Consider the following 17162-nt stretch of genomic DNA (forward strand, 5'->3'; position numbering starts at 1 on the left):
GTATGTGGGAATTCATCGAGCTGGAAGAGCAAATTGGCCGCTATTGGCACCACCTCGTCGGAAAGGCGGATAGCTACCCCTATTATCAAGAAGCCGCTGTCACGCTGGATTCGCTGCGTTCTGCGCTGAGTGTTTTTTTTAGAGGCCTGGGTGGCGCGCCTGGCATAGTTTTAGCAGCAGGGATGCCGCAATCATCAGGGCATCGCCTGAAACTGCGACAACGCCTGGGCATGGATCAGGAATGCCTGCCCCGGATAGAATGTAATGCCGATCGGATGTTACTCCCTGCAACCATTGCGTGTTTTCCATCAGCCGCATTAAACCGGCGGCTTTATTTCTGGCTGGCTGCTTATTTTTCCGTAGCTGAAGATTCCTTCGGTGAGACGCTGAATGATCCATTGCAAGCTGATCTCGCTTTTCTGCATAGCGCCTACTGGAACTGTTTAAAAGTAGTTGAGCGTTATCCCGGGCTCGCTCAGGATTATCAGCAACTCTGCAAGGCGCTGTGTGAGCAGCGACCACATCGACTGCTTTCCGGGCAAGAGCAGGCAATCGAAATCGTCATCCAGGCATTATTAGGGAAGCATGGTTCAAATTCTCTCAGTGAAGCATTCTTACAGGCCGTCATGCAGCCTGAGCCTGATTTCCAACGCTGGCAAGCCGCGAAGCACTACCATACTTTCCTGCCCGTTCTTTTGTGGGGAGAAATCCATTCAAGTAAAACTTCATCAAGTGCGATGGCAGAGTCCTCAGATCAGGATGACGGCGGCAGTAGTCATCAGGAAAATGAGGATCATCGCAAGAAAAAGGGCCGAAGAGAAAAATACGAGCAAAGCGAACGGGATGATCCGCTGTTGCTGAATCGCTTTGAGAAACTCATGAGCTGGTCCGAAATGGTCAATGTTAATCGCGCTGTGCAGGATGACGATGAAGATGCCGCCAAGGAGGTCGCCGAGACGATCGAAGAAATCACGCTGAGTCCACATCAGCGCCAGGCTGCGACCAAGCTCAAATTTGATCTTGATCTTGCGCCAGACGACGTCAATCCGGCTGTTCTGATTTCCGAATTGACTTATCCTGAATGGGATTATCGACGCAAAGATTATCATGCGCAACAATGCCGGGTTATTTTTCAGAATGCTGAGGAAGGAAATGAGTTATGGGTGCCTGATCTTGAAGCCAGGCGTCGTTTTCGTAAAATCCAGCGCCAATTTGAAACATTAAGGCCCCGTCGTGAGATTTTACGTAGCCAGCTGGACGGTGCTGAGTTGGATATGGATGCGCTGGTGCGTGCACACTGTGATTTCTTTGCTAATGGAAATGGTTCTGACCAAGTCTATCTAAAGGCGCGCCAGCAGGCTCGTGATCTGGCTGTAGCCATACTGGTGGATGTATCACTATCTACGGATAGCTGGATTAACGGTCGGCGTATTCTTGATATTGAGAAAGAGGCTTTGATCACACTGGCTTCCGGTCTGGCCATTTGTAGAGATGCCTTTGCGGTTTATACCTTCACTTCACGCAAAAGGCACTATGTACGGGTGGCTGCCGTGAAAGATTTTGATGAAGCCTTCAGTAGTCAGGTATTGCGGCGCATTGCCGCCTTGCGTCCCGGTTACTACACCCGTATGGGCACGGCTTTGCGCCATGTCCGGCAGCTACTCAACAAGCGAACTGAACGTAACCGTCTTATTCTCTTGTTAAGCGATGGTAAACCCAACGATCTGGATTATTATGAAGGCCGTTATGGTATTGAAGATACCCGACAGGCAATTCTGGAAGCCCGGAGAGCAGGTCTTGCAGTTTTCGGCATTACGATAGATCGCAAGGCGCAGGATTATTTCCCTTATCTATTCGGTAAGGGGGGTTACGCCATTGTGGGCCGACCTGATCGCCTTTCGCATGTTCTTCCTATTATTTACCAGCAATTGGTAGGGTGACCAGTTGATCCTATAAAAGCATTGGGGGCGCGAATCAAGAAAAATAAGAGCGACGACTGGGGTTATTGTTTGCAAGGATAAGAATTCTTAGTTCTGGACCTGACCCTGAGGCATGCAGCTAAAAAACTAAAGGACTTCCTAGATACAATCAGAAAAGAAGATTAAGAAAATATTATAAGGAATTTTTATAATGGCTTACGAAATCCCCATTACAATCAAAAAAGCAATAGATAACATAAAGAAACGCCATTATGTTTTACCTTCTATACAACGTGAATTTGTATGGAATACAGAGCAAATTGAAATGCTCTTCGACTCATTGATGCGTGATTATCCTATAAGCACCTTTTTGTTTTGGAAAGTTGATAAAGGCAAAATCAAAGATTTCCAATTTTATGAATTTCTAAAAAAATATCATGAAAAAGATTGTCGGCATAATAGAAAAGCAGACTTATCAGATGATGAGGATGTCATTGCGTTGCTTGACGGTCAGCAACGAATGACATCAATGTATGTGGCTCTGAGTGGCTCCTATGCCGAGAAGCTGCCTTATTATCGAAAAAACAGTGTGCACGCCTACCCTGAAAAAAAGCTTTATCTTAATCTTCTAAAGTCCTCAGATGAGCTGGAAATCGAGTACGACTTTAAATTCCTAACCGAAGAAGAAGCGCAACCAAAAGAAGATTATTTTTGGTTTGAATGCAGCAAAATTTTAGAAATTAATGACATGGGCAAATCATCCATGTATTTGATGAAACACAAACTTATGAATACTTCTGTCTACACGGAACAACAGTCTGAGTATGCGATAAACACCCTTAACCGGTTTTATAACATTGTTCATCAAAAAGGCACAATAAGCTACTATCTTGAAGAAGGAGAAGAGCTAGATAAAGTGCTGCAAATTTTCATTCGCATCAATAGTGGTGGCACTAAATTAAGCTACTCTGATTTGCTTCTTTCCATCGCTACTGCCCAATGGAAAGACCAAAATGCCCGTGAAGTAGTCCATGCTTTCGTCGATGAAATCAATCAGATTGGTGATGGTTTCGCTTTTGACAAAGATATTGTTTTAAAATCTTGTCTGGTACTCTCTGATTTTGATGTGAAGTTTAAAGTCGATAACTTCACCAAAGAAAATATGCGAGTTATCGAGAGCAATTGGGATAAGACATCAGGAGCAATGCGATCTGCAATAGAACTGGTCGCAAAGCTGGGCTACAATCGTGATAACTTATTGGCAACCAATACCATTATTCCCATAGCTTACTTTATTTATAAAAATGATTTCGAAATGCAGATTCTGCATGCTGCTCAACGGGAAAGTGATCGAAAAGCTATCAAGGAGTGGTTAGCGCGGGTTCTTCTGAAGGGTACGTTTGGAGGTCAACCAGATTCAATTTACCCAGCGATGCGTGACCTTGTAAAAAATAACTTGGGTAAGTTTCCACTAGAAGAAACAATTCAGCATTACAAAGGTAGGAGAAAATCGATCTCCTTTACAGAAGACGATATTGACGGATTATTAGAGTTGCAATATGGTCAGGCAAAAACCTACTGCGCTTTAACTCTCCTTTATTCAAGTCTCAACTACAACTTCAAGTATCATCAAGACCATATACATCCACAATCCTTTTTCAATAAGAAAAACCTGAAAAAGTTAGGTATTTCAGAAAATCAAATTAATACTTTTGTTGAAAAATTCAATACTCTGCCCAATTTACAACTCTTGCAAGCCACCCAAAATATTGAGAAAAAAGATAAACATTTCAAGGATTGGTTAATGCGAGCATTTTCTAGTCAATCTGAACGTGAGAGTTTTCTTATGCAAAATTATATTAAGCCTGATGATTCTTTGTTATTTGAAGAATTTATTACTTTTATTGCTGATCGCAGAAATACGCTTAAGAAACAATTAATGACTATGCTTAATGTACCCACGATAGTCATGGAAACAACTTTGGCTGAACACATCGGTACATAAGCACGTTTTAGTCGGATATCTATTTAAATAAAGCGAAGCATTGGGGTCAGATCGCGAATCAAGAAAAATAAGAGCGACGATTGGGGTTATTGTTCGTAAGAATAAGAATTCTTAGTTCTGGACTTGAACATCTCACTTAAATTTTTAAGCGCTTTACATCATCCAAGTTAGAAAAAATTCCAAGTGTGAGAGGTGGTTTACTCTAAACTCTAATTCTATCGACAGAAATGAAAGAATTATGGCAGCCTATCAAACAGGTGACCAGGTGACTACACGATAAAACAGATCTCAGACGAATTTGGGCTGCATTACACTACTGCCAGTCGAATCGTTAAGAAAGCAGAGAAAAGATAGATGTTATGTTTCAAGACTTAACCCCATTTTGTTCTAAGCTCTAATTATTTAACCTTATGAGGGGAAATGTCATGGCAACAATTAAACAGAAGATCGTTCCACATCTATGGTTCGACAAAGAAGCAAAGGAAGCAGCAAACTTCTACTGCTCTGTCTTTCCCGATTCAAGAATCACGAGTATCACTACGCTGCCCAACACGCCGTCGGGAGACTGCGATGTTGTTTCGTTTACTCTTTCCGGCCAGCCATTCATGGCGATCAGCGCTGGACCTTTGTTCAAGTTCAATGAGTCCATTTCCTTTATGGTCTATTGCGAGACACAAGAAGAATTGGACTACTACTGGGAAAAGCTTTCAGCTGTTCCGGAGGCTGAGCAGTGCGGCTGGCTCAAGGATAAGTATGGTCTCTCATGGCAGATCGTACCCACGATCATGGACAGAATAATGGAGGATCAAGATCCTGAACGATTGGCCCGAGTTACCCAAGCATTTCTCAAGATGAAGAAATTTGACCTCACTGCGCTGCAAAGAGCATACGATGGAGATAAGCGAGAAAAGCAAAATTTTTGCTAACAACCGGTTAACCGGTTGCAGGAGACGGCACTTTGCACCGCCGCTGGAGGGAGCGTTAGGCAGGAGAATGCGCATGAGTCTGCCTTCCGGCATATCGCCGCGGGACTATCTGCGACTGAGTAAGTTTTCGCCGCAGCACATCCACCCTGCTATCCATCGAAGAGGCATTGGATCGTATCTCAAGGAACAAAATAGATAAGCTACTTCTTACCAAACCAGAATCACCCGGTAGTCGTTCACATTGGTGCGGGTGGGGCCGGTGATGATCAAGTCATCGAGCCGTTCAAAGAAGGCATAGGCATCGTTGTCATTCAGCAGGGCAGTGGGATCGAGGCTGAGTGGTTGGGCGCGGGCAAGCGAGTCGGGAGTGAGGATGGCGCCGGCGTTTTGCTCGGTGCCGTCAATGCCATCGGTGTCACAGGCGAGTGCATAGACATCTTCCAGGCCATTCAGCGCGATGGCGAGCGACAGTAAAAATTCGGTATTGCGTCCTCCGCGGCCACGGCCTTTTACCGTCACGGTGGTTTCGCCACCGGAAATCAGCGCAACCGGTGGTTTAAATGGCGCATTGTAGTAACGGATTTCTCTAGCCAGCGCGGCGTAGACTTTGGCCACTTCGCGCGCTTCACCGGTGACGGTATCGCCCAGTATCAGCGGGGTGATGTGGTGCGCGCGAAAAAATTGTGCGGCAGCCGCGAGCGACTGGTGTGCAGTGGCAATGACGCGGTTTTTCACGTTTCTGAAAGCAGCATTCCCTGGCTTAGGGGTTTCGTCTTCGTCATGCTCGCTTCTTTTTTGCAGGATGGTCATCACAGAGGGTGCAACGTTGATCGCATATTGCTTGATCAGGGCGAGCGTGTCGGCGTATGTCGTCGGGTCAGGCGCACAAGGGCCTGAAGCCACATGAGTTGGGTTATCTCCCGTGACATCGGAAATAATCAGGCAATGGATCGGTGCATGGCAGGCGGCGGCCAGCCGGCCACCGAGAACGGCGGAGAGATGCTTGCGCACCGTGTTGATTTCCTGGATTGAGGCACCGCAAAGCAGCAGTTGGTGGGTGATAGTCTTGAGTTCCTCCATCGACATGCCGGCAATCGGCATCGACAGCAAGCTTGATCCGCCACCACTGAATAGACCGAGCAGCAGATCATCGGCGGTGAGCGCTTGCACCTTTTCCAGGATGGCTCGTGTGGCCAGTTCGCCGTGCTGATCGGGCAGCGGATGACCCGCTTCGACGACTTCAATTTTTCGGGTAGGCACACTGTGGCCATAACGCGTGATAACCCTGCCTTCCAGAGGCGCGTCCAAAGGCCAATGCATTTCCACTGCTTGGGCCATGGCTGCGGCCGCTTTGCCTGCGCCCACCACCAACGTGCGTCCTTTGGGTGGACTTGGGAGATGAGCAGGGACAATCTGCAACGGGTCGGCTGCGGCAAGCGCAGCCTGAAAACTGTTGAGCAGCAGTTCGCGTGGGTTCAAGCGTTTACCTTTGTGCTTGCGTAGCAAGCATCGGTTTCAAGTATTCACCCGTAACGCTGGCCGGGTTTTGTGCAATACTTTCTGGCGTGCCTTCAGCAATAATCTGGCCGCCGCCATAGCCTCCCTCGGGGCCAAGATCTATGATCCAGTCGGCTGTTTTAATCACATCGAGGTTATGTTCGATGACGACTACCGTATTGCCGTGGTCACGCAGCCGGTGCAGTACTTTCAGCAATAGATCGATATCCTGGAAATGGAGCCCGGTGGTGGGTTCATCCAGGATATATAGCGTGCGGCCAGTGTCGCGCTTGGACAGTTCCAGTGATAGTTTCACGCGCTGCGCTTCGCCGCCTGATAGAGTCGTAGCCGATTGTCCCAGGGTGATATAGCCCAATCCCACATCGAGCAAGGTTCGCAGCTTGCGCGCCACTACCGGCACGGTATCAAAAAAGGCAAAGGCGTTTTCCACGGTCATTTGCAGAATCTCGTTGATGTTTTTGCCTTTGTACTGAATTTCCAGCGTTTCGCGGTTGTAGCGCTTGCCGTGGCACACATCGCAGGAAACATAAATATCCGGCAGAAAGTGCATTTCCACCTTGATGACGCCATCACCCTGGCAAGCTTCGCAGCGTCCGCCTTTGACGTTGAACGAAAAGCGCCCGGGATTATAGCCGCGCTCCCGCGCCTGCGGAACACCGGCAAACAATTCGCGGATCGGGGTAAACAGGCCGGTATAAGTGGCCGGATTGGAACGTGGTGTGCGTCCAATCGGTGTTTGATCCATATTGATCACCTTGTCAAAAAAGGCCATGCCATCCAGTTCTTGATAAGGCGCGGGTTCCGTGTTGCTACCGTAGAGATGGCGCGCCACGGCGCAATATAGCGTGTCATTGATCAGCGTGGATTTGCCCGAGCCCGATACGCCAGTGACACAGACCAATAAGCCGACAGGGAGATTGAGTTCGACATTCTTCAGGTTGTTGCCCGATGCGCCCGTGATTTTCAGCATGCGCTCAGGATTGGGGGGAGTGCGGGCTAGTGGCGTCTGAATCGTTAATTTGCCGGCAAGATACTGGCCGGTCAGTGAGTCGGGGTTTTGCTGGATCGCTGCCGGGGTACCCTGAGCAATCACGCGGCCGCCATGTTCACCGGCGCCGGGGCCCATATCGACGACATGATCGGCCAGCAGAATGGCATCCTGATCATGTTCCACCACGATCACGCTATTGCCGAGATTGCGCAGATGCTGGAGGGTTTCCAGCAGGCGGCCATTGTCGCGCTGATGCAAGCCGATCGAAGGTTCATCGAGCACATACATGACGCCCGTCAGACCGGAGCCGATCTGGCTCGCCAGGCGGATGCGCTGAGATTCTCCGCCTGATAAGGTGTCGGCAGAGCGATCGAGTGACAGATAATCGAGTCCGACATTGTTGAGAAATTGCAGACGGCTGGCGATTTCCTGGATGATGCGCTCGGCGATCGCTTGCTTGTGTCCCGCCAGCGTCATCTGATCAAAAAACAGCTTGGCCTGCTTGAGCGGCCACGCGCTGATTTCATAGATGGTTTTTTCATCGACGTGCACATGGCGCGCTTCCCGGCATAAGCGCGTGCCTTCGCAATCAGGACAGGTGCACGAGTTGATGAATTTCGCCAGTTCCTCGCGCACGGTTTGTGAATCGGTTTCCTTGTAGCGGCGCGTCAGATTGGGAATCACGCCTTCAAAGGGATGCTTTTGCTGAGAAGCCCGGTTACTTTCATTCAGATAGGAGAATTGGATTTTCTCCTTGCCGGAGCCGTGCAGAATGATGTGCTGGATCTTTTCATCCAGCTGCTGGAAGGGCGCTTCCAGATCGAAATCATAATGCGTGGCCAGTGCTGTTAGCATCTGGAAGTAAAACTGATTGCGCCGGTCCCAATGCTTGATCGCACCGGAGGCCAGCGACAAATGTGGAAAGGCGACAATCCGTGCTGGGTCAAAGAAGGTAATCTGCCCCAGCCCATCGCATTTAGGGCAGGCGCCGACCGGGTTGTTGAAGGAAAACAGGCGCGGTTCCAGCTCGGACAGGGCATAGTTGCATACCGGGCAGCTGAATTTGGCAGAAAACAGATGTTCCTGGCCGGTATCCATTTCCACCGCCAGGGCGCGGCCATCGGCATGGCGCAGCGCGGTTTCGAACGATTCCGCCAATCGCTGCTTGGCGTCAGGCGAGACTTTCAGGCGGTCGATCACTACTTCGATGGTATGTTTCTTGTTTTTCTCCAGTTTCGGCAAATTATCGATTTCATAGGTCTCCCCATCAAGCCGCACGCGCACGAATCCCTGCGCACGCAGTTCATCGAACAAATCCAGTTGCTCGCCTTTGCGCCCAATGACACTAGGGGCGAGAATCATCAGCTTGGTGTCTTCCGGCAATTGCAGCACATGATCGACCATTTGCGAGACACTCTGTGCGGTCAGGATAATGCCGTGTTCCGGGCATTGCGGGTCGCCCGCGCGCGCAAACAGCAAGCGCAGGTAATCATGAATCTCGGTGACGGTGCCAACGGTTGAGCGCGGATTATGCGAAGTGGCTTTCTGTTCGATGGCAATGGCAGGAGAGAGCCCCTCGATCAGATCGACATCCGGTTTTTCCATCAATTGCAGGAATTGCCGGGCATAGGCCGAAAGCGACTCGACATAGCGTCGCTGCCCTTCTGCATACAGTGTGTCAAATGCCAGTGAGGATTTGCCGGAGCCGGATAAACCGGTAATGACGACGAGCTTGTTGCGTGGCAAATCGAGGTTGATATTTTTGAGATTATGCGTGCGGGCCCCGCGAATTTTGATCAGTTCCATCAGCTACCTAAGTATGGGTCAACCTGCTAATATACCCAATTTTCCAGTTTTCACACAATCTGGTTCCTATCTGCGATGTCAATACCTGAAAAAATGTCCCCTGTAGAAATGCGCGCTTCTGTCGGCCTGGCCGGCGTTTATGGATTGCGCATGTTTGGCTTATTCATTATTTTGCCCGTTTTCGCACTTTTTGCGGAACATCTTCCCGGTGGCGATAATTACACCCTGGTAGGAGTTGCACTGGGCGCCTATGGGTTGACTCAGGCAATTCTGCAAATTCCGTTTGGCTGGATGTCTGATCGTATCGGACGTAAGCCTGTCATTTATTTAGGTCTGGTGCTATTCGCCATCGGCAGTTTCGTGGCAGCCACCGCCATTGATATTTACTGGATCATTGCTGGTCGTATTATTCAGGGCGCGGGTGCGATTTCCGCAGCGGTCATGGCGCTCGCCGCTGATCTGACCCGTGAGGAGCATCGCACCAAAGCCATGGCCATGATCGGCATGACCATTGGCGCCACTTTTGCGCTTTCAATGATGCTTGCTCCGCTTTTGAATCAGTGGATCGGGGTGCCCGGTATTTTCATCATGACGGGCGTATTGGCGATTGCGGCGATAGCCGTGGTTAACAAGGCGATTCCGGATCCCGTGATCAGCCGTTTTCATTCCGATACCGAAGTCTCCACCGGACGCTTTGCCAATGTCGTGAGCAATCCGCAATTACTGCGCCTGAACTACGGCATTTTCGCATTGCATGCGGTCTTGATGGCGCTGTGGCTGGTTATGCCGCTATCGCTGCGCGATGCGGGGTTGGCGGCAGAGCAGCATTGGCAGATGTATCTGCCCGTGATGGTGTTATCGGTCGTGCTGATGGTGCCGGCCATCATCTATGGTGAAAAGAAGGCCAAGCTCAAGCCCGTATTCGTCGCTGCAGTCGCCCTGCTGCTGACAGGGCAGATTCTGCTGGCGCTGATGCATCAATCTTTATGGGGAACGGCTGTGGCGCTGCTAGTTTTTTTTACTGCCTTCAATTTGCTGGAAGCCAGCCTGCCTTCACTGATTTCCAAGATCGCACCTGTTGGCGCCAAAGGCACGGCCATTGGCGTATACAGCAGCACCCAGTTTCTGGGAGCGTTTGTCGGCGCCAGCGCGGGCGGCTACTTGTATCAGCATTATGGCGTGTATGCGATCGCCGCCTTCTGCGTCCTATTGCTGATTACCTGGTTATACCTGGCGGTCACCATGGAAGCGCCAGCCGCCGTCCGTTCCAAAATGTATCATGTCGAAGAGATGGATGCGAATCAGGCTAGCGGGCTGTCGCGCGAACTGGCAGCATTGCCCGGTGTATATGAAGCACTGGTATTGGCCAATGAGCAGGTGGCCTATCTGAAAGTTGATCTCAAAGGGTTTGATGAAGAGAGAGTCGTCCAATTATTAAAGGGGAGCGCATAAATGGCATCAGTCAATAAAGTTATCCTGGTCGGAAACCTGGGGCGGGACCCGGAAGTACGCTATATGCCCAGCGGTGACGCCATGGCCAATCTGAATATCGCCACGACCGACACCTGGAAAGACAAGGGGGGCGAAAAACAGGAGCGAACCGAATGGCATCGCGTGGTGATGTTTGGCAAACAGGCCGAGATTGCCGGCGAATATCTTAAAAAAGGCTCGCAAGTCTACATCGAAGGCCGTCTGCAAACACGCAAATGGACGGATAAATCCAACATTGAGCGTTATACCACCGAAATCGTCGCTGATCGCATGCAAATGCTGGGCAGCCGTGCGGGCGGAGGCAATTTCGAATCCGCCGACCGAGAAAGTGAATATAGCAACAGTGCGAGCTATGCTGACAAACCTGTTAGTCAGAGCAAGACGGGCAGCGGGTTTGACGATCTGGAAGACGATATTCCATTTTAGAATATACCTAAACTATCTTAGTCAATAAAAACCCAGAGAGCTTTTCCTTATCTGGGTTTTTTTATTGTTTACATTTTATAGAGATAAGTAATCACCTCCCCTCAGCCTAAAAAAATCGAGGGTGATTTAATTTCTTTTAAAAGATTGCATGAAGTTTACAGAAGATACGCGCGTCAAGATACCTACCATTTTGCATTTAGTTCGTCTGGGCTACCAATACCTGTCACTTAAAGACCAACATTGGGATCTAGAAACCAATATATTCCCTGAACTGTTTAGAGAAGCGACTGGCAAGATCAACCCTGGCCTGGAACAAGCCGATATTGATCGCTTGTTGGCAGATGTGAAACTGGCGCTAGATAACGAGGATCTGGGTAAAGCCTTTCAAGAGAAGCTTACCGACCGCTCGAGCGCCAAGCTGATCGACTTTGAGAGTTTCAACAACAATAGCTTCCATGTGGTGACAGAGCTTACTTACCAGAACGGTGATGAAGAGTTCAGGCCCGACATCATCCTGCTCATCAATGGCATGCCGTTGGTATTCATAGAAGTCAAAAAACCCAACAACCGCGAAGGGATATTGGCGGAGCGCGACCGGATCAACAAGCGTTTCCAAAATCCCAAGTTCAAGCGCTTCGTAAACATCACCCAATTTATGATCTTCTCCAACAACATGGAGTACGATGACGGTGAAGTGCAGCCCATTCAGGGCGCGTTTTATGCCAGCCCTTCCTACCACCCGCCCATATTTAACTACTTCCGTGAAGAAGAGGTCCTGAATCTGACGGCCTTGCTCAAGCCGTTATCGGATGAGACGGAATTGAAAGTACTCAAAGACAACAACCTTGAAGTCATCCGCAGCAATCCCGAGTTCATCACCAACAAAGACCCCAACCGTCCGACCAACCGCATTTGTACCTCATTGCTGAGCCGCGAGCGGCTGGCTTTCGTGCTGCGTTATGCCCTGGCCTACGTGTTTGAAACCGACGGCTTACAAAAGCACATCATGCGCTATCCGCAGTTGTTTGCCACCAAGGCCATCGAGCGCAAGCTAAACGACGGGAGTAGAAAAGGCATCATCTGGCACACGCAGGGCAGCGGCAAAACTGCACTTGCCTACTATAACGTGCGCTTTTTAACCGATTATTTCCAGCGACGGCAAGTCGTCCCCAAATTCTACTTCATCGTCGACCGGCTCGACCTGCTGATTCAGGCGCACCGCGAATTCACCAGCCGCGGCTTGACCGTGCACACGATTGATTCGCGCGAAGCATTCAGCCGGGACATCAAAGTTACGCAAGTCATTCACAATCACTCCGGCAAGCCCGAGATCACGGTCGTCAACATCCAGAAATTCAAAGACGACCCGGACGTCGTATCCACTAAAGATTACGACGTCGCTATTCAGCGCGTTTATTTTCTGGATGAAGTGCACCGCAGCCCCAATCCCAAGGGCAGCTTCCTGGCCAACCTGGATCAGTCGGATCGCAACGCGATCAAGATCGGCCTGACCGGTACGCCGCTCTTGGGTGATGACTACAACTCACGCGTCCTATTTGGCGACTATATCCACAAGTACTACTATAACGCGTCTATCGCCGACGGTTACACCTTGCGGCTGATCCGGGAAGAAATCGCCACCCATTATAAAATTGCCCTGCAACAGGCACTGGCAGAAGTAGAAATACAGCAAGGGGACATCGACCAAAAATTGGTCTATGCCCATCCCACCTTCGTCGAGTCGATGCTGGATTACATCATCACCGATTTCGAAAAAAGCCGTGGCGCGCTCAATGATGCCAGCATCGGCGGTATGGTGATCTGTGACAGTTCGGACCAAGCCAAGCAGATGTTTGAGCTATTCAACGCGAAGTATGCAAAAGGCCACTTTTCAGCAGTAGAATCGGTTAATGACGATGACACTCCCTATTCGAAGGCGGCACAGGCGCCCGGCAATTATCGAGTCCAGCGCAAACAGAGCAATCGAGTGACATCCGCGGCTTTGATTTTGCACGATGTCGGCACCAAGGAGGAGCGCAAAGACTGGGTAGAAGACTTCAAAGCCGGCAAAATCGACTTCCTGTTCGTCTACAACATGCTGCTTACCGGCTTTGATGTCAAGCGCCTGAAAAAGCTTTACCTGGGCCGGGTCATCCGCAAACACAACCTGCTGCAAGCCTTGACGCGGGTCAACCGTACCTACCAAGACTTCCGTTATGGCTATGTGGTCGATTTTGCCGACATTCGTCAGGAGTTCGATGCCACCAACAAGGCTTATTTTGACGAGCTGCAAGCCGAGCTTGGCGATGAGATGGCGCATTACTCCAAGCTGTTCAAATCGCAGGAGGAAATCGCCGCCGAAATCGAGCACATCAAGGACGTGCTGTTCCGTTTTAACACCGAAAATGCCGAAGTGTTTTCGCAGCAGATCAGCGCGCTACAACACCGGGAAACCGTACTGGCGCTGAAAAAGGCGCTGGCCGATGCCAAGAGCCTGTACAACCTGATTCGCCTGCAGGGCGAATACGCCTTTCTGGAACGGCTGGATTTCCAAAAACTCAATTGGCTGTATCGGGAAACTAGCAACCATCTCGATCTGCTCAATCTCAAAGAGGCCATCGAGCAAGGCACCGATACCGCCAATTTATTGAATGTGGCGCTGGAAGAGGTGATCTTCAAGTTCACCAAAATCGGCGAAGAAGAACTGGTGTTGGCCGACAAGCTGAAAAACACCCTGCGCCAGACCCGCGAAGCGCTGGCCAGCAACTTCGACCAGCAAGACCCCAAGTTCATCACTTTGAAAGAAGAGCTGGAGCGTCTGTTCAAGAAAAAGAATCTCAGCGAAGTCACTCAGGATGAGATGAACGCCAATATAGACGTGTTGAACAAGATTCATGAGCGAGTCAAAGAACTCAACCGCCAGAACCACCAACTGCGCCAGAAGTATCAAGGCGATGCTAAATACACCCGCATTCATAAACGCTTGCAGGAGTACGGCGGTATCCCGGAATCCGAGCGAAAAATCTTTGAAGCGCTCACCGCGGTGAAACAGGATGCCGATGAGCAAGTATTGCAAAACACCCAGATGCTCGACAATGAAAGTTATTTCGAGCGGGTCATGATGCCGTTGGTCATCCACCGCTTTATGACACAACAACAAATCAAACTCAATCCCGACGCCTCGCGTTATATCAATCATCTGGTCGTCGCGGAATACTTGAAAGAATTTAACACCGGAGCACGTACTTGGTAGAGCTGGAATTTCAACAAAAAACCAAAACCCTGATCGACAGCCTGAAAAGCATCTGCGCCAACTATGGCTTGGGCAACGATGGCAACGAATTCAAAATCATCACCCAGACTTTTTTGTATAAGTTTTTAAACGATAAATTCGCCTTCGAAGCCAAGAAAATCGACGCCTCCCTCGCCAAAGCGGAGAAATGGGAAGAAGCCCTGGTCGCCATGAGCGAAGACGATCTGGAAATGCTGCAATTGCAACTGGGCGCAGATACCGCGCGCTTGAAACCCACCCATTTCATCAGCCACCTGTTCAGCCAGCAGAACGCGCCGGATTTTGCCAAGCTGTTCGACGATACCTTGAGGGATATCGCGATCAGCAACAACGACGTATTCGCAGTCAAAACCGATGGCGGCACCAAGGTGGTGCTGTTCGACCGGCTCAGCCAATACATCGCCGACGAATCCAAACGCGATGCCTTCTGCCGCGCCATCATCAACAAACTGGGGGACTTCAGCTTCGAGCGTATCTTCAACCAAAAATTCGATTTCTACGCCACCCTCTTTGAATACCTGATCAAGGACTACAACAGCAACAGTGGCGGCAAGTACGCCGAATACTTCACGCCGCATGCGGTGGCCCGGATTATGGCCGAAATTCTGGTGCCCAAAGCACAGCAAGGCCAAATCAAAAACGTCAGTTGTTACGATCCGTCAGCCGGTTCCGGCACGCTGCTGATGAACGTCGCCCATGCCATCGGCGAAAACCGTTGCAGCATTTACACCCAGGATATTTCGCAAAAGTCCGCCAACCTGTTGCGTTTAAACCTGATCCTGAACAACCTGGTGCATTCCATCCCCAATGTGATCCAGGGCAACACCCTGCTGCACCCGTACCATAAGGACGGAGCCGAATTGAGGCGTTTTGATTACATCGTCTCCAATCCGCCCTTTAAACTGGATTTCAGCGATTACCGTGACGAGCTGGACACCAAGGCCAACAAGGAACGCTTCTTTGCCGGTATTCCCAAGATCAAAGCCAAGGCCACGGACAAAATGGAAATCTACCAGTTGTTCTTGCAGCACATCATCGCCTCGCTCAAGCCCGGCGGCAAAGCAGCGGTGGTGGTGCCGACCGGCTTTATCACCGCGCAAGCCGGCATCGACAAAGGCATTCGTCAACATCTGGTCAAATACAAAATGCTGGCCGGCGTGGTGTCGATGCCCAGCAACATCTTCGCCACCACCGGCACCAACGTGTCGATTCTGTTTATCGATGCCAGCAATCAAGGCGACGTGGTGCTGATCGATGCGTCCAATCTCGGCGAGAAAATCAAGGATGGTAAAAACCAGAGAACCGTGCTGACGATGGCAGAGGAGCAGCGCATCATCGATGTATTCAATGGCCAGCGGCAGGAAGAGGATTTTTCGGTGGTGGTCAATTATGAGCAAATCGAGGCCAAGAACTACTCGCTCAGTGCGGGTCAGTATTTTGATGTGAAGATTGACTATGTGGATATTATGCCGGAACAGTTTGCCGAGAAGATGAAAGGGTTTAGCGGCAATCTGGAAAGTTTGTTCAGCCAGTCGCGGGAGTTGGAGGTGGAAATCCAAAACCAGATCGCAGGGTTAAAGTTCAATGCCTAGAAATGTCGGATTAGCTTGTAATATTACGACTGGAAAGCTAGATGCCAATCAGGCTGTAAAAGGCGGAGAGTATCCATTTTTTACTTGTGCTCAATACCCAGATACTATCGATAGTTATGCTTTCGATGATGATGTCGTATTAGTTGCTGGAAATAACGCGCAAGGGAATTTCCATGTAAGTCGATTCAAGGGGAAGTTTAACGCTTATCAACGCACGTATGTACTTACTGCTAAAGCAGGATGCAACATTGATTATATTTATTATGCGTTGAAATTAGAATTGAAAAGACTTCGGGAGCGGTCACAAGGCTCACAAACCAAATTTCTGACTATGCCAATATTAACTGGCATACACCTGAAAGATTTGGGGTTTGATGAACAATCTAAAATCGCAAAAGTTTTGACATCAATAGACACCAAAATCAAACTCAACAACCGCATCAACGCTGAACTAGAAGCGATGGCGAAGACCTTGTATGACTACTGGTTTGTGCAGTTCGACTTTCCCTTCGACTTCGCTCAGGGCAAGCCCGATGCCAACGGCAAACCTTACAAAAGCTCCGGCGGCAGAATGGTCTACAACCCAACCCTAAAACGGGAAATCCCAGTGGGGTGGGAAGCAACTAATGTGCAAAAAGTAGCAAATCTGCTTGGCGGCGGAACGCCTACCAAAACAAAACCTGAATTTTGGAATGGTGATATACCATTTTTTACACCAAGTGACTCTGATTCGCGTGTTTACAGCTTAAAAACTGAAGATTACATAACACTAGAAGGTTTAGAAAACAGTAGTACCAAGCTATTTCCAAGAAACACAGTATTCATTACAGCTCGAGGTTCAGTAGGGCGGTTAGCATTAAATGCAGTTCCTATGACAATGAACCAATCCTGCTATGCTCTGCAAGCTAAAGAAGATATTAGCTATACCTATTTATTCTTCTTAACAAAAGAGCTTATTCAACATTTGGAAGTTAAAGCTTCAGGTTCTGTTTTTAATTCGATTGTATCCAATGACATCGAATACACAAACCTAGCTATACCAATCTCTGCTGAAGTAATTAAGGTTTATGCAAAAATTGCTGAGCCGCTATTCAAAAAAATAGAGATAAAAATAAAAGAAAATAGCCAGTTAGAACAATTGCGGGATTGGCTCCTTCCCATGCTAATGAACGGCCAGGTGACGGTGAAACAATGAC

Annotated in this window: 10 protein-coding genes; 8 read left to right on the forward strand and 2 right to left on the reverse strand. The window is 49.2% G+C overall.

The genetic code is table 11. The features are described 5' to 3' along the window. Positions 1-2 precede the first annotated feature (2 nt). The 3 genes from BLW34_RS00080 to BLW34_RS00090 all read left to right on the forward strand — a co-directional run bounded on the left by BLW34_RS00080 (position 3) and on the right by BLW34_RS00090 (position 4850). Entirely contained in the window at positions 3-1940 is a 1938-nt protein-coding gene (locus BLW34_RS00080) for a nitric oxide reductase activation protein NorD (protein ID WP_090574159.1), read from the forward strand. Positions 1941-2130: 190 nt separating this feature from the next. Then, positions 2131-3924 (forward strand): DUF262 domain-containing protein, encoded by a 1794-nt coding sequence (locus BLW34_RS00085; protein ID WP_090574161.1) that lies wholly within the window; start codon positions 2131-2133, stop codon positions 3922-3924. 425 nt (positions 3925-4349) lie between these two features. Further along, positions 4350-4850: a VOC family protein gene (locus BLW34_RS00090; RefSeq protein ID WP_090574163.1), complete on the forward strand. Its 501-nt coding sequence runs from the start codon at positions 4350-4352 to the stop codon at positions 4848-4850. Between the two features lie 207 nt (positions 4851-5057). On the opposite strand, the gene BLW34_RS00095 is transcribed toward BLW34_RS00090, so the two are convergent. Together BLW34_RS00095 and uvrA are read right to left on the reverse strand one after the other, a co-directional pair. Next, the gene (locus BLW34_RS00095; RefSeq protein WP_090574694.1) at positions 5058-6329 is read right to left on the reverse strand and encodes a glycerate kinase type-2 family protein; all 1272 of its coding nucleotides are present in this window, start codon (positions 6327-6329) and stop codon (positions 5058-5060) included. A 4-nt stretch (positions 6330-6333) separates the two neighbouring features. Further along, on the reverse strand, positions 6334-9165 hold the full coding sequence (gene uvrA, locus BLW34_RS00100; RefSeq protein ID WP_090574164.1) for an excinuclease ABC subunit UvrA: 2832 nt from the start codon (positions 9163-9165) through the stop codon (positions 6334-6336). A 93-nt stretch (positions 9166-9258) separates the two neighbouring features. Here uvrA and BLW34_RS00105 point away from each other — a divergent pair, with 93 nt between their 5' ends. The 5 genes from BLW34_RS00105 to BLW34_RS00125 all read left to right on the forward strand — a co-directional run bounded on the left by BLW34_RS00105 (position 9259) and on the right by BLW34_RS00125 (position 17161). After that, positions 9259-10617, forward strand: coding sequence for an MFS transporter (locus BLW34_RS00105; protein ID WP_090539217.1), 1359 nt, complete (start codon positions 9259-9261; stop codon positions 10615-10617). Next, positions 10618-11082 carry a single-stranded DNA-binding protein gene (gene ssb, locus BLW34_RS00110; RefSeq protein ID WP_090574165.1) on the forward strand — a complete coding sequence of 155 codons (465 nt, stop codon included), beginning with the start codon at positions 10618-10620 and terminating at the stop codon, positions 11080-11082. Between the two features lie 148 nt (positions 11083-11230). Then, positions 11231-14335 carry a type I restriction endonuclease subunit R gene (locus BLW34_RS00115; protein WP_090574167.1) on the forward strand — a complete coding sequence of 1035 codons (3105 nt, stop codon included), beginning with the start codon at positions 11231-11233 and terminating at the stop codon, positions 14333-14335. Further along, a complete protein-coding gene (locus tag BLW34_RS00120; RefSeq protein WP_090574169.1) occupies positions 14329-15966 on the forward strand; it encodes an HsdM family class I SAM-dependent methyltransferase in 1638 nt (545 codons plus the stop codon). The genes BLW34_RS00115 and BLW34_RS00120 overlap by 7 nt, the downstream gene beginning before the upstream one ends. Next, a complete protein-coding gene (locus BLW34_RS00125) occupies positions 15959-17161 on the forward strand; it encodes a restriction endonuclease subunit S (RefSeq protein WP_090574171.1) in 1203 nt (400 codons plus the stop codon). The genes BLW34_RS00120 and BLW34_RS00125 overlap by 8 nt, the downstream gene beginning before the upstream one ends. Position 17162 lies beyond the last annotated feature (1 nt).

It is taken from the genome of Nitrosomonas sp. Nm58, assembly GCF_900107335.1.
In the GTDB taxonomy this organism is placed as follows: domain Bacteria; phylum Pseudomonadota; class Gammaproteobacteria; order Burkholderiales; family Nitrosomonadaceae; genus Nitrosomonas.

Excerpts from the sequence above, each read along its gene's own strand:
- BLW34_RS00080 (WP_090574159.1), top strand. The coding sequence starts at position 3 with ATGTGGGAATTCATCGAGCTGGAAGAGCAAATTGGCCGCTATTGGCAC.
- BLW34_RS00085 (WP_090574161.1), top strand. The coding sequence starts at position 2,131 with ATGGCTTACGAAATCCCCATTACAATCAAAAAAGCAATAGATAACATA.
- BLW34_RS00090 (WP_090574163.1), top strand. The coding sequence starts at position 4,350 with ATGGCAACAATTAAACAGAAGATCGTTCCACATCTATGGTTCGACAAA.
- uvrA (WP_090574164.1), bottom strand. The coding sequence starts at position 9,165 with ATGGAACTGATCAAAATTCGCGGGGCCCGCACGCATAATCTCAAAAAT.
- BLW34_RS00105 (WP_090539217.1), top strand. The coding sequence starts at position 9,259 with ATGTCCCCTGTAGAAATGCGCGCTTCTGTCGGCCTGGCCGGCGTTTAT.
- ssb (WP_090574165.1), top strand. The coding sequence starts at position 10,618 with ATGGCATCAGTCAATAAAGTTATCCTGGTCGGAAACCTGGGGCGGGAC.
- BLW34_RS00115 (WP_090574167.1), top strand. The coding sequence starts at position 11,231 with ATGAAGTTTACAGAAGATACGCGCGTCAAGATACCTACCATTTTGCAT.
- BLW34_RS00125 (WP_090574171.1), top strand. The coding sequence starts at position 15,959 with ATGCCTAGAAATGTCGGATTAGCTTGTAATATTACGACTGGAAAGCTA.